Raw genomic sequence first — 13,100 nt, forward strand, 5'->3', positions numbered from 1 at the left:
GTCAATTCGCTTCCGAATGCAGTGCTGCGCACCACAGCACGCCGACCAGCAGGCACGCGATCGCTGCCAGTTCCAGCGGCGTGGGCAGACGCATTTCCCAGGCAAAGCCGTACAGCAGCGCAAAGATGGTCTCGAACACGATCATCTGCCCGACCAGCGTCAACGGCAGCACGCGGCTGGCGCGGTTCCACAGGGCGTTGCCGATCACCGAGGCCAGGATGCCCAGCAACAGCGAGACGCCCCAGAAACCGGCCCAGTCGATCGGCGCATGCGGCGCGCTGCCGATCAGCGCAGCCGGCGCCAGCAATGCCGCCAGTGCGCCGGTGACCACGCCGGTCAGCAGCGACCAGTCGCCCCCGGACAGATCGGGGCGGCGCCGCAACCAGCGTGCATTGACGATCGAATAGGCCGACCACGAGACCAGTGCACCGACGGCGCACAACAGGCCGGCAATACGGGTGAGACGGTCGCTCGCCTGCTGCCCCGAATCGTCCTGCACGGTGTCCAGCGCTACCAGCGTCACGCCGATGACGCACAGCACGCACGGGGCAGCGAGCCGCCGTAATTGCACCGCGCCCGCCGCCCGCGTGCCGATGACGGTCACCACCACCGGCAACAGGCCGATGATCAGCGCGGTGGCAGCGCTGCCGGCCCATTGCACCGCGCTGCCCAGCAGCACGTAATAGACCAGATTCCCCATCAGGCTCAGGCGAACCAGCGCCCACCACTCGGCGCGGCCCAGCCGGGCGGCGGTCTGGCGCGCGCGTGGTGCCAGCACCAACGCCGCCACTGCGCCGTACGACAGGTAGCGTGCCACCGCCAGTTGCAGGGGCGTGAACGCCGACAACAACTGCGGTGCCAGAAACACCAGCCCCCACAGCGCGCCCGCGCCGACGCCGCAGGCAACCCCCACCATCAAGCGCTCACGCATCGTGTTGCTCCTGTCAGTCGTGCAGCATGCAGGCCACGGCCGCGCGCAGCTCCCTGCGCGTGTGCATCAGCTCAGAACGCGACGCGTCTTGACAGCCCTGAGCGGGAGGCGCGGTGCCATGCGGCCCCGCCCTTTGCATCGGTAGCCACGTGTTGCGCAGTGCAAAGGCCGCACCGGCGCCTTGATCCGGTGCGGACACCCGTTACTTGGCCCAGGTATCGCGCAAGGTCACGCTGCGATTGAACACCGGTGTGGCTGCACTATGGTCACGGCGATCGGCAACGAAGTAGCCGGTGCGCTCGAATTGGAACGCCTGCTCCGGCGTTGCCTGCGCGGCGGCCGGTTCCACATACCCGCGCACGCTGCGCTTGGACTCGGGGTTGAGATAGTCGCGGTAGGTCTTGCCTTCTGCTTCGTCGTCGGGCTTTTCCACCGAGAACAGACGGTCGTACAGGCGGATTTCCGCGTCCACCGCATGCACGGCGCTGACCCAATGGATGGTGCCCTTGACCTTGCGGTTGGCACCTTCCATGCCCGGGCGCGATTCCGGGTCCAGCCAGCCGCGCAGCTCGACAATGTCGCCGTCAGCGTTCTTGATCACCTCATCCACGCGCGCAATGCCGGCGCCACGCAGGCGGATCTCGCCGCCCGGTACCAGTCGCTTCCAGCCCTTGGGCGGCACTTCGGCAAAATCCTCGCGCTCGATCCACAGCTCGCGGGCGAACGGCACTTCACGCGTGCCGAAGCTCTCGTCCTTGGGGTGATTGGAAAACTGCAGCGTCTCGGTGTGGCCTTCGGGCAGGTTGGTCAGCACCAGCTTGAGCGGTTCGATCACCGCCATGCGGCGCGCCGCTGCTGCGTCCAGATCTTCGCGCAGGCAGCCTTCCAGCACCGAAAAGTCGATCAGCGAGTTCTGCTTGCTGATACCCACCCGATCGACGAACAGGCGCATCGCCGCCGGTGTATAGCCACGACGACGCAAGCCCTGCAGCGTGTACATGCGCGGGTCGTCCCAGCCGTCCACCAGCTGTTCTTCCACCAGCGCGGTGAGCTTGCGCTTGCTCATCACGGTGTAATTGATGTTGAGGCGCGAAAACTCAATCTGACGCGGCTTGCCGGCTTCGCGCGGCAGGCCTTTCTCCAGCAGCGGCTGCAGCAATTCCGGGTGGCCGGCCAGGTCCACCTTGTCCACGCACCAGTCGTAGAGCGGGCGGTGGTCTTCGAATTCCAGCGTGCACAGCGAGTGGGTGATGCCCTCCACCGCATCGCCCAGCGAATGCGCAAAGTCGTACATCGGATAGATCGGCCAGGTGTTGCCGGTGTTCTGGTGCTCCACGTGCTTGATGCGGTACAGCGCCGGATCGCGCAGGTTGATGTTGCCGCTGGCCATGTCGATCTTGGCGCGCAGCGTGCGCGCACCATCGGGGAACTCACCGGCGCGCATGCGGCCGAACAGGTCCAGGTTTTCCTCGACGCTACGCTCGCGAAACGGCGAATTGCGACCGGGTTCGGTCAGCGTGCCGCGGTACTCGCGGACCTGTTCTGCGGAGAGATCGCAGACGAAGGCGTGGCCGTCGCGGATCAGCTTCTGCGCGGCCAGGTAATACACCTCGAAGTAGTCCGAGGCATGGCGCAACTGTGCCCATTCGTAGCCCAGCCAGCGCACATCGTCCTGGATGGCGACCACGAACTCGGGGTCTTCCTTGGCCGGGTTGGTGTCGTCCAGGCGCAGGTTGCACAGCCCGCCGAACTCGGCGGCCAGGCCGAAGTCCAGGCAGATCGCCTTGGCGTGGCCGATGTGCAGGTAGCCGTTGGGCTCGGGCGGGAAGCGGGTGCGGATGACCGTGTGCTTGCCGCTGGCCAGGTCCTCGCGAACGATCTGGCGGATGAAGTCTTTCTTCTCCGCCGGGGCGGTGGCGTCGGTGGCTGCAATCTCGGACATGCGGGGCATCGGCATTAGGTAAACCGCAAGTTTAGGCGGTGGCACCGGTTAGGGGTAGGCGGCGGGGCAGCGGGGCGCGTCGGGCCGGTAGTTCGGGTGTGTCGGCTAGCCGGTTCGTCACCGCTGCAGGCTGTGCTGGCGATGCCTGGCGTAGCCGTGGCCCGGTTTGGCACCATGCAACCCACCGGCGCATCGCGTGGTCCGCGTGCCCGGGGACCAGTGCGCGGTTGCCGCCATCGGTGCGCCGCAACCGCATTGCGTGGTTGCGGCCATGCAATGCCTGGGCATCGGTCGCAAAGCGCCGCCCCGTCGCTGCGCGCTGCAAGGCGGTTGTCCCCACGTGCGGCCGGGCGCGGCTGGCGGGCATCGGTCGCCACGCGTACGCTGCGCCAACCCCGTTGGAGCGCCCCACCCATGTCACTGCCCCGCCTGGTGATCGGCGACAAGACGCTGTCTTCCTGGTCGTTGCGGCCGTGGCTGCTGTTGCGGCACTTCCAGGTGCCGTTCCAGGAAGTCGCGCTGCCGCTGGACACGCCGGAATTCCAGGCCCGCATCGCCGGGTATTCGCCCACGCGCCAGGTGCCGGTGCTGTGGGACGACACCCTGCATGTATGGGATTCGCTGGCGATCTGCGAGTACGTCAACGAGCGCTGGCTGGATGGACGCGGCTGGCCTGCCGAGCAGGCCGTGCGTGCGCAGGCGCGCGCGGCCGCGGCGGAGATGCACTCGGGCTTTGGCGCGCTGCGCACCCAATTGCCGATGGACCTGGCCCGCATTCCCGCGCCCGCGCAGTGGAACGCCGCCGTCGAGCGCGATATCACCCGCATCCAGGCGCTGTGGGCCAGCCTGCGCGCCGAGCACGGCCACGCCGGGCCGTTCCTGTGCGGCGAGTTCGGCATCGTTGATGCGATGTACGCGCCGGTGGCGTTGCGCTTTACCAGTTATGGCGTCCCGCTGTTCGAAGCCGCCGGCGATTACCTGGCTGCACTGGATGCACTGCCGGCGCTGCGCGAGTGGAAGCAGGGCGCCGAGCGCGAACGCCTGGAGCGCGGCTGACATGCAGATCGCGTATCGCGCCAGTCACATCATCGACGCGCATCTGGCCAAGCACGCGCTGGAAGATGCCGGCATCACCGCATTCGTGTTCGGCGAGTCGCTATTGGGCGGTGCCGGCGAACTGCCGGCCTTCGGCGTCCTGCAGGTCTGCGTCGCCGACCTGCACCTGAGCCAGGCGCAGGCGGTGCTGGCAGACATCGGCCTGTGCGGCGAGGTCACCCGCGCGCTTTAGCGGCCAGCCGCCTGTCGTAGGAGCGCACCCGGGCGCGACGGGGCCGTGCCGATAAGCGCCCCGTCGCGCCCGGGTGCGCTCCTGCGCTTGGCGTTATCGGCAAGCCCCGTCGCGCCCAGGTGCGCTCCTACGCTGTGCAGGCATCATCCCGGCTGGCGCCACCCGGGCGGCGCAGCCTCCGGCGCGGCCAATGCACGCAGCCGCTTGAACAGCACCGTGGTTTCGGCCACGTTCCAGACCCGCAGCGCCACTTCGAAGGTGTCCAGCGGCTTGGTCAGAAAGTCTTTTGCCCCCAGACCCAATGCGCGGTGGCGCGCGCTGCGGCTGGGGTCGGCGGTGAGCACGATCACCGGCAGGAAATGCGCCGGGTCGGACAGCCGGGCCAGCTGTTCCAGCAGGGCGTAGCCGTCCAGCTCCGGCATCTTCAGGTCCAGCAAGATCAGATCCGGTGCAAATGCCGAGACCAGGCCCATGACCCGCAGCGGATCGGTGGTGGCGATGACCTGCTGGAAGCCTTCGCGCTGCAGCAGGTCTTCCAGCAGCCGCACATTGGCCGGCTCGTCGTCGACGATGAGGATGCGGGAGCCGAGGATTTCGTCGCGTGTCATGCCAGCAACCTGTCGATCACGGTGAAGAATTCCGCCACGTCCAGTGGCTTGGTCAGATACGCACGCACGCCCTGATTGCCGACGCGCGCCAGCGTGGCGGTGGTGGCATCGGCACTGATCACCACCACCGGGACCTGCGCGGTGGCCGGCTGCGCCTGCAGCTCGCGCAGCAACTCTTCGCCGTTGCCGTCGCTCAGGTGCAGGTCCAGCAGGATCAGGTCCGGCACGCCCTGCAGCAGCAGTTCGCGCGCCTGCGCCAGGCTGGCCGCTTCCAGCAGCTGCCATTGCGGGCGGCGCTCGGTGAGCGTGCGGATCAACGCCTGGTTGGAAGGGTTGTCCTCGATGCTCAACAGGCGGCAGACGCCGCTGCCGGTGGTGCTGGGCGGCAGCAGGGTCCGTGCGGGTTCGCTGCGTTGCGGCTCGCCCTGCGGCAGCGAGATCCAGAAGCGCGCACCATCGCGACTGCTGTCCACCCCGATCTGCCCACCCATCGCCTCGATCAGGCGCTTGCTCAGCGCCAGCCCCAGGCCGGTGCCTTCCACGGCAGAACGCTCGGCACCCAGCCGCTCGAACGGCGTGAACAGCCGCTCGATCTGCGTCGGGGTGAGCCCCGCGCCCTGGTCGGCCACGGTGATGCGCACCTGCTCGTCGCCGGCGTGTGCGCTCACCTGCACCTGGCCACCGGGACGATTGAACTTCACCGCATTGGACAACAGGTTGAGCAGGACCTGCCGCAGCCGCTGCGCGTCGGCGCGCACCGTCCACGTCGCTTCAATGGCTGGCGGTTGCAGGGCAATGCCGTATCGGTCCGCATCCGGTGCGATCAGGCCCAGCGCCTCGTGCACGGCCGCGCGCACCGAGATCGGTTCCGGGCTCAGATCCAGCTGATCGGCCTCGATGCGCGCGATGTCCAGCAGCTCGGTGATCAGCCCCAGCAAGTGCCGGCCGGCGCCCAGGATGTGTTGCAGGTGGCGGCGGTGGCCGGGCTCGGGCAGGTCCATTTCCAGCACCTGCGCATAGCCCAGGATGGCATTGAGCGGAGTGCGCAGTTCGTGGCTGCTGCGCGAGAGGAACTCGGTCTTCGCGCGGTTGGCGGTTTCTGCTTCGCGCCGCGCCAGCTGCGCTTCGGCCGCGCGCGCGGCCAGCAGTTCGCTGGCCTGCGCCAGACGCTGACCGACCTGGCCCAGCTCGTCGCCGGCACGCGGTTGCGGTGCCAGCGGCAGGCCTTCGCCCAGGCGGTCTGCATTTGCCGCCAGCGTGCGCAGACGCCCGGACAGCGCCGAGGCAAACCAGGCCACGGCAAACACCGCGCCCAGGCCGCCGAGCATGGCTGCACTCAGGGTGATGATGAGATTGCGCTGGCGCAGCCCTTGCGCCTTGGCCGTGCGCACCTGCAATTGCGCGGTTTCGTAATTGCGCAGCTCGCGCAGCTCCGCACGCAGGATGTCGAGCTTGTACTTGCCGTCCCAGAGCTGGCGGATTTCTTCCTCGCGGCTCAGATCCGGCGCCAGCAGCCGGCGCCAACCCTGCATTTTTTCGGCAAAAAGTGGCTTGATGCGCGCAAACCGCTGCGCCTGGCCCGGGTCGGTAATGCGTTGCGACAAGCGCTCGGCCACCCGCTGCAGGCGCGGCTCGGCATCGCGGTACGGGGTGAGGAATTCATCGCGCCGCACCAGCCGGTAGCCACGCACACCGGCCGCAGTTTCGGCCAGCAGCGCATGCGCTTCATACAGATCGCTCAGCACCTCCAGCGTCTGGCGCACGTCGTTTTCGGCGGCGATGTTCTGCCGCTCCACGCTGTAGATCGCCATCAATGCGACGGCCAGCAACAACAACGGCAACGTGACGACCGCCAGGCTCTTGCGGGTGATCGGCCAATCGTTCCAACGCACTGCCAATGCATTCATAGCGCGAGTCCGGCTTGGACCGCGTACACCGCGGCCTGGGTGCGATCTTTTACCTCAAGTTTCTGCAGGATTCGCTCCACATGCACTTTCACCGTGCCGGGAGAAATCCCCAGTTCAGCTGCGAGGCTCGCGTTGGTGAGTCCGCGCGGGAGCAACGACAGCACCTGTTTCTCGCGCTTGCTCAGTGCGTTCAGGCGATCGTCCTGCAGCGGTTTGCGCCGCCGCGTGGCAACCGGTTTGGCTGGTTCGGCCACCATCGCCGGCAGCAACAGGGCGAACGCCTGCAACGCCTGCACGTCATCGTTGCCGGGGGCAGGGCGGCCGTCGTTCCAGGCCACGCAGACCATGCCGTGAGTAGTGCCCAGCGCATGGATCGGCACCCTGGCCTCGCGGATGTCGGCCGGGCGCGGCGGCATCAGCCAGGCTGCGTCGTGGCTGTCGCCGGCCGCACTGGCCCCGGGCGGCAGGGCCTGCCCACGGCTGGCGAGCACCTGCGTACGCGGCCCGCGCTGTGCCAGCACCGCGCCGTGCTCCAGGCCCAGCAACAGCAGCACGCGCCCCAGCACGGCATCGCAGGCCTGCTCGGGGGTGTGTGCCTGACGCAGCGCCACGGCTGCTTCCCAGAGCGCCTGCCAGCGTGCGCCATCGGAGGCCTCGCGGCGCAAGGCAAGCCGCCAATCACCAGCACTGGTAGGGGTTTCCATGGATTCGCTCTAGGCCGATCAGCATATTTAAGTATATGCCAGTCGGCAGAATTGTTGGGGCCGCTTGATTTCGATACTGAGCTCGCCCGATGAGGCACCCCACAACAACCCAACGGAGATTCCCATGCGTCGCACTCTGTCCTCTATGGTTCTGGCTCTGGCTGCCACCCCGGCGCTGGCTGGCGGCGTGATGCACTACACCGACAAGGCCAAGCTGCCGGCTGGCGGCGAAGAGCGCGAAGTCGCTGCACTGTTCGACACCTGGAACGCCGCACTGGCAACCGGTAATCCGGACAAGGTGGCCGATCTGTATGCACCGGATGGCGTGTTGCTGCCGACCGTATCCAATGAAGTGCGCGCCTCGCGCGAGCAGATCGAAAAGTACTTCGAGATGTTCCTGGCCAAAAAGCCCAAGGGCGTGGTCAATTACCGCACCGTGCGCGTGCTCGATGACGACAGCGCCGTGGACGCCGGCGTCTACACCTTCACGCTGACCGACAAGGACGGCCAGAAGAGCGACGTGCAGGCGCGCTACACCTTCGTGTACGAAAAGCGCGACGGCAAGTGGTTGATCATCAACCACCACAGCTCGGCGATGCCGGAAGTGGATACGCGTTCGGCGGTTGCCAAGACCCAGTAAGTGCCGTCCGGCGACCGTGCGCCGGCCGTGCAGGCTTGAAAGCTGCCGCGGCCGGCGCCATCCAGCAGGCAATCCTCACGATTGCGGAGTTGCACCATGCTGGGAATCGGCGCCTTCAAACAACGCATGCCACGTCCGGGCGAGGCATTGCCCGGACGCGAGCAGGCACTACCGCTGCACAACACGCACCTGATCAACGGTCATCCGTTGCGCGGTGAATTCACCGGCCTGGCCCAGGTGCAGTTCGGGCTTGGTTGCTTCTGGGGCGCGGAACGCAAGTTCTGGAACGTGCCCGGGGTGTACACCACGGCGGTGGGCTACGCCGGGGGCGAGACGCCGAATGCAACCTACTCGGAAGTGTGCTCCGGGCAGACCGGCCATACCGAGGCGGTGCTGGTGGTGTACGACGCGCAGGCGGTGTCGTTCGCCCAGTTGTTGCGCACGTTCTGGGAAAGCCACGACCCCACCCAGGGCATGCAGCAAGGCAACGATGTCGGTACGCAATACCGCTCGGCCATCTACTGCACGACGCAGGAACAATACGACGCGGCACTGGCCAGCCGCGATGCCTACCAGCAGCAACTCACTGCAGCCGGATATGGCGCGATCACCACGGAGATCCGTTTCCCGGCGCCCACGTTCTATTACGCCGAAGACGATCACCAGCAATATCTCGCCAAGCATCCCAACGGCTATTGCGGGCTTGGCGGAACGGGAGTGAGCTGCCCGATCGGGCTGGATGCCTGACGGAAAGGCGGGCCGGATTGAAGCGCTGTCATCCACGTGATCGTGGCAGTGCGCCGATGGCCGACAGTGACCGGCAGCGTCATCACGATCAGGCAGCGCATGGGAGTGCATGCCAGGCAACTTGAATGGCTACGTCGGAGACGACGTGGCCATCTTTTTTTGGGTGGTGTTCGCAATACGGGCTGGCGATGGCGCCGTGTGTGTGAACAGCGAATCGGCTGGCGAAGCTGTGCCGCAATCAGTATTGGTGAGTTGCTGCGGCGAGCGATGCAGAAGGTGGATGCACTCGCTGCAACGACTCGGTGGCGAATCACTGCTGGTGAATCGCTGCAGCCAACGGTGCGTCGACCGGGTTCAGTGCATCGGCACGGCGCATCGATGCCGAGCATCAGCCGTGCGCGCCTGGATCCGCTGGATCACACGAATTCGCCGGCAAACATGCCGCGCAACTGCGCCAACGTGTCGGTGCGCTCCGGATGCAGCAAGCGCATGCACGCCAGGGCGAAGCCCACCGGGCTGGTGCCCGGGGCGGTAATGACGCCATCGGCGCTGACGACCTTTTCATGGCGGTAGTGCGCTGCGCCCGCATATGGCACGACGTGTTCCTGCAGGAACGCCAGCGCGTTGCTGGTGTGCGCGCGCTCATCGAGCAGGCCGGCATAGGCCAGGGCAATGGTGGCGCCGCAGATGGCCGCGACCGGGCGCTGTTGCTGCACGCGCTCGACCAGCAGGCCGCTCAGGCCGGGAATCTCGCCGGCTTGCCAGCGTTCGCTGCCGGGCAGAATCCACAGATCGGCCTCAAGCGGCGCCAGATCGGACAGCGCAAATTCCGGCGTGATGCGCAGGCCGCCGATGGACTGTACCGGTTGCCCGTCGATGCTGGCGATGGCGACCTGGTCGCCGAACCATTCGCGTGCCGCCGGTAGCACCACGCCGATTTCCCAATCGGCGACGCCGTCGACCATCACCACTGCAATGTTTGCCATTGTCCGTTACGCCAGTTGAGGGAATCCGGATTCTAGGCAGTGCGCGCGTGGCGGGTGTAAGCGGCGTGTGGAGAGCAGTGGCGGGCCGTGCTCGGCAATCATGTGGCGCGTTACCCACCGGGCCAGGGTGTATGCAGTGGCCAAGAGCGCAAGGTCGCAGCTGTCGTGGCACTGCCGATACGGGGCTTGAGGCCTGCGCGAATGGCGCGCGGTCGAGGATGGAAGGCGCCACGGTGTCGCATCCATCGCTGTGCCTCGGTGGCAGGCGATGTTGCTGCCACCTCCACAAACGACAACGCCCGCAGCCATCGGGCTGCGGACGTCGTATCGCAGAAGCACCCTGCCGCTATCAGCCGGCGAGCTTGTCGGCGATGGTCTTGCGCAGGGCCTGCAGATCCTTGGCAAACGTGTCGATGCCGCCGGCGAGCTTTTCGGTGGCCATCGCATCGGCCGCCAGATCGGTGGCAAAGCTGTCGCTGTCGATCGGGGTGATCTGCGCGTCGTTGGCTTCGGCCGGCGAGAGCTTGCGCGGCAGCTCGCCGTGTTCGGCGTCGAGCTTTTCCAGCAGGTCCGGCGAAATGGTCAGGCGGTCGCAACCGGCCAGGGCTTCGATCTGGGCGGTGGAGCGGAACGAGGCCCCCATCACCACGGTGGACGAGCCGCGCTGCTTGAACTCGTTGTAGACGGTGCGGACGAACACCACGCCCGGATCTTCATCGATCGTGGCCGGGGTCTGGCCCTGGGCGACGTAGTAATCCAGGATCCGGCCCACGAACGGGGAGATCAGGAACACGCCGGCCTCTGCACAGGCCAGTGCCTGCGAGCGGTTGAAAATCAGCGTCAGGTTGCAGTCGATGCCTTCCTTCTGCAGCTGACGGGCGGCTTCGATGCCTTCCCAGGTCGCGGCGATCTTGATCAGGATCTTGTCCTTGGACACGCCGCGCTCGGCGTACATCGCAATGAACTTGCGCGCCTTGGCGATGGTGGCCTGGGTATCGTGCGCCAGATCGGCGTCGACTTCGGTGGACACGCGCCCCGGCACCAGTTCGGCCAGCTTGACGCCCACGCCGATGGTCAGGCGGTCGGCGACTTCGTTGACGGTGGCAGTGCGGTCTTCGCCGCCGTGCTCGCGGCCCCAGGCCAGCTCGCGTTCGATCAGGTCGGCATAGACCGGCAGGTCCAGCGCCTTCTTGACCAGGGTGGGGTTGGTGGTGCAATCGACCGGCTTCAGGCGCTTGATGGCGTCGTAATCGCCGGTGTCGGCGACAACAACGGACAGCTCACGCAGTTGGGCAAGCTTGGAGGGGGATGCAGTCATGCGGGTTCTCTCGAATCGTGGAACGGGTCGGGGATGACGCAGCGCGCTACGTTAGCGCGCCGCGCGCTGGAAGTCGCCCGCAACGGCGGGTTGATCGTGCACGGCGGTCACGCGCAGGCGCAGGTTGCGCCCGTCGGGCGTGCGCCAGTCGATGCTCTGGCCGACCGACAGGCCAAGCAGGGCACTGCCGACCGGCGCAAGCACCGAGATGCGGCTGTGCTGGACATCGGCCTCGTGCGGGTACACCAGGGTGAGCGTATGTCGTTCGCCATGCAGCTCATCTTCGCAGTCGATGCGGGAGTGCATGGTGACGACATCGCCAGGAATCTGATCGGGCGGCAGCACACGGGCGCGGCCCAGTTCGTCGCTCAGCGCGGTGGCGGCGGGATGCTTGTGGAAGGCGGGCGAATCGAGCAACGCCTCAAGCCGGGCGAGGTCGTGGCTGGACACAAGGATGGACGGCGGCAAGCCGCTGTGGTGTTGCGAAGTCATGGCGATCTCCTGGCAGAAACGGCTCGCCGTCATGGCAAGCGGCACTGACAAGATGAGGGCGCCGGCGGCTGATCGCAATGCATGGACGTGTTGAGGACCCAAGGCACCGGCACGCGCCGCCAGGCAGGCGCTGCAGGCCTGGTGCAGCGAGCAAGTGTTCCAGATGAACTAGACGCAGGGGCAGGGCATGACAGCTGCTGTTGGACGAGCCCGCTCTGCCGACGCATGCTGCAAACGCCGCGCTCCGAGGCCCAAGCAAACGAATCAAGACGCCGTTTGCAAATCGCGTGGGCGGGCTGGCCGGGCTGCCGGCTCCAGCCAGCCCAGCACGCAGCGGCGAGTTGATGCGCAGCTAACCGTCAGGCAAGAGTGCTGCGCACACAGGCAAACAAAAAGCGACGCTCGCGCGCCGCCCAATTCAAACTCCACCCGGAGATAAAAGCGACCGCAACCGCGCTACGCTTTCCCGATTCCCGATTCCCGATTCCCGATTCCCGATTCCCGAAATCCCGAATCCCGAATCCCGAATCCCGAATCCCCGCCATCAGGCAGCCACTGCCTTCGGCCCTGTCGCAGGCTGATCCAGCGCAAACAGGGTGTCGGGCAGTTCCTTGAACAACTGCGACAGTTGCTCCAGAAACCCGGTCATGGCCGAGCTACGACGCCATGCCATCGCGATCCGGCGGCTGGGCTGCTTGTCTTCGCGGAAACGGATCAGACGGATGTTGTCCGAACGCGCCACCGGCGGCTTGACCGCCAGCAGCGGCAGCAAGGTCACGCCGACATTGGCCGCCACCATCTGGCGCAGGGTTTCGAGGCTGGTGGCCTGGAATTCGGATTTCTCCAGCGCGCCGGCCAGGTGGCAGACATCCAGTGCCTGCTCGCGCAGGCAATGGCCGTCTTCCAAAAGCAACAGGCGCTGCTCGGACAGATCGTCCAGGGTCATGCTGTCATGGCGCGACAGCGGGTGGCCTTCCGGCACGGCCAGTACGAAGGGTTCTTCGAACAGGAATTCGGCATGCAGCTGGTCGTCCTGCAACGGCAGCGCCAGCAAGGCAGCGTCCAGCCGCCCTTCGCGCAGCTGATGCATCAGTTGATCGCTTTTCTCTTCGATCAACAGCAGTTCCAGGCGCGGAAACCGCTCGCGGATGCGCGGCACCACATGCGGCAACAGGTACGGTGCCAGGGTGGGAAAGATGCCCAGCCGCACGGTGCCCGCTTCCGGGTCCTGGCTGCGCCGTGCGGCTTCCTTCATCTGTTCGACCTCGGCCACGATGCTGCGCGCACGCACGGCAGCTTCCCGGCCGGCCGGGGTCAGCATGACCTTGCGCGGCGCGCGTTCCACCAGCGACACGCCGAGCTCGTCTTCGAGTTTCTTGATCTGGGTGGACAGCGTCGGCTGGCTGACGAAACATGCCGTCGCAGCACGACCGAAGTGCTTGTGGTCGGCCAGGGCTACCAGATATTTCAGGTCACGCAGATTCATGTGCAGCAGCCCTCATGGCGTTGACGATGGACGACGGACGCGTACAGCCAG

At 66.5% G+C, this 13,100-nt stretch carries 13 protein-coding genes; 4 read left to right on the forward strand and 9 right to left on the reverse strand.

Annotated elements, in window-relative coordinates; genetic code table 11:
• Position 1 precedes the first annotated feature (1 nt).
• Positions 2 to 931 (reverse strand): DMT family transporter, encoded by a 930-nt coding sequence (locus RZV17_RS04635; protein WP_047695335.1) that lies wholly within the window; start codon positions 929 to 931, stop codon positions 2 to 4.
• A gap of 202 nt (positions 932 to 1,133) precedes the next feature.
• On the reverse strand, positions 1,134 to 2,873 hold the full coding sequence (locus RZV17_RS04640; protein WP_228333496.1) for a glutamine--tRNA ligase/YqeY domain fusion protein: 1,740 nt from the start codon (positions 2,871 to 2,873) through the stop codon (positions 1,134 to 1,136).
• A gap of 414 nt (positions 2,874 to 3,287) precedes the next feature.
• Between RZV17_RS04640 and RZV17_RS04645 the strand changes: the two genes are divergently transcribed.
• Complete coding sequence (locus RZV17_RS04645) at positions 3,288 to 3,929, forward strand: glutathione S-transferase family protein (RefSeq protein ID WP_166750228.1); 642 nt, start codon at positions 3,288 to 3,290, stop codon at positions 3,927 to 3,929.
• A gap of 1 nt (position 3,930) precedes the next feature.
• Positions 3,931 to 4,161: a DUF2007 domain-containing protein gene (locus tag RZV17_RS04650; protein ID WP_039409981.1), complete on the forward strand. Its 231-nt coding sequence runs from the start codon at positions 3,931 to 3,933 to the stop codon at positions 4,159 to 4,161.
• Between the two features lie 143 nt (positions 4,162 to 4,304).
• Here the strand turns inward: RZV17_RS04650 and RZV17_RS04655 are convergent, their stop codons facing one another.
• The 3 genes from RZV17_RS04655 to RZV17_RS04665 are packed head-to-tail and all read right to left on the reverse strand — an operon-like array spanning position 4,305 to position 7,380.
• Entirely contained in the window at positions 4,305 to 4,769 is a 465-nt protein-coding gene (locus RZV17_RS04655; protein ID WP_039409985.1) for a response regulator, read from the reverse strand.
• The gene (locus RZV17_RS04660) at positions 4,766 to 6,676 is read right to left on the reverse strand and encodes an ATP-binding protein (protein ID WP_355607610.1); all 1,911 of its coding nucleotides are present in this window, start codon (positions 6,674 to 6,676) and stop codon (positions 4,766 to 4,768) included. The genes RZV17_RS04655 and RZV17_RS04660 overlap by 4 nt, the downstream gene beginning before the upstream one ends.
• Positions 6,673 to 7,380, reverse strand: a complete 708-nt coding sequence (locus RZV17_RS04665) for a response regulator transcription factor (protein ID WP_104580894.1) — start codon at positions 7,378 to 7,380, stop codon at positions 6,673 to 6,675. The genes RZV17_RS04660 and RZV17_RS04665 overlap by 4 nt, the downstream gene beginning before the upstream one ends.
• A gap of 124 nt (positions 7,381 to 7,504) precedes the next feature.
• Between RZV17_RS04665 and RZV17_RS04670 the strand changes: the two genes are divergently transcribed.
• On the forward strand, positions 7,505 to 8,020 hold the full coding sequence (locus RZV17_RS04670; protein WP_355607613.1) for an SgcJ/EcaC family oxidoreductase: 516 nt from the start codon (positions 7,505 to 7,507) through the stop codon (positions 8,018 to 8,020).
• 96 nt (positions 8,021 to 8,116) lie between these two features.
• Positions 8,117 to 8,767 (forward strand): peptide-methionine (S)-S-oxide reductase MsrA, encoded by a 651-nt coding sequence (msrA, locus tag RZV17_RS04675; protein ID WP_104580893.1) that lies wholly within the window; start codon positions 8,117 to 8,119, stop codon positions 8,765 to 8,767.
• Positions 8,768 to 9,183: 416 nt separating this feature from the next.
• Here the strand turns inward: msrA and RZV17_RS04680 are convergent, their stop codons facing one another.
• The 4 genes from RZV17_RS04680 to RZV17_RS04695 all read right to left on the reverse strand — a co-directional run bounded on the left by RZV17_RS04680 (position 9,184) and on the right by RZV17_RS04695 (position 13,049).
• Positions 9,184 to 9,753, reverse strand: a complete 570-nt coding sequence (locus tag RZV17_RS04680) for a type 1 glutamine amidotransferase family protein (protein ID WP_039409999.1) — start codon at positions 9,751 to 9,753, stop codon at positions 9,184 to 9,186.
• 349 nt (positions 9,754 to 10,102) lie between these two features.
• Positions 10,103 to 11,071 carry a transaldolase gene (gene tal / locus RZV17_RS04685; RefSeq protein ID WP_184552726.1) on the reverse strand — a complete coding sequence of 323 codons (969 nt, stop codon included), beginning with the start codon at positions 11,069 to 11,071 and terminating at the stop codon, positions 10,103 to 10,105.
• Positions 11,072 to 11,122: 51 nt separating this feature from the next.
• Positions 11,123 to 11,563: a nucleoside diphosphate kinase regulator gene (gene rnk, locus RZV17_RS04690; protein WP_039410079.1), complete on the reverse strand. Its 441-nt coding sequence runs from the start codon at positions 11,561 to 11,563 to the stop codon at positions 11,123 to 11,125.
• A 544-nt stretch (positions 11,564 to 12,107) separates the two neighbouring features.
• Positions 12,108 to 13,049 (reverse strand): LysR substrate-binding domain-containing protein, encoded by a 942-nt coding sequence (locus RZV17_RS04695; RefSeq protein WP_039410005.1) that lies wholly within the window; start codon positions 13,047 to 13,049, stop codon positions 12,108 to 12,110.
• Positions 13,050 to 13,100: the final 51 nt, after the last annotated feature.

This window comes from Xanthomonas cannabis (assembly GCF_040616535.1).
Lineage (GTDB): Bacteria > Pseudomonadota > Gammaproteobacteria > Xanthomonadales > Xanthomonadaceae > Xanthomonas > Xanthomonas cannabis.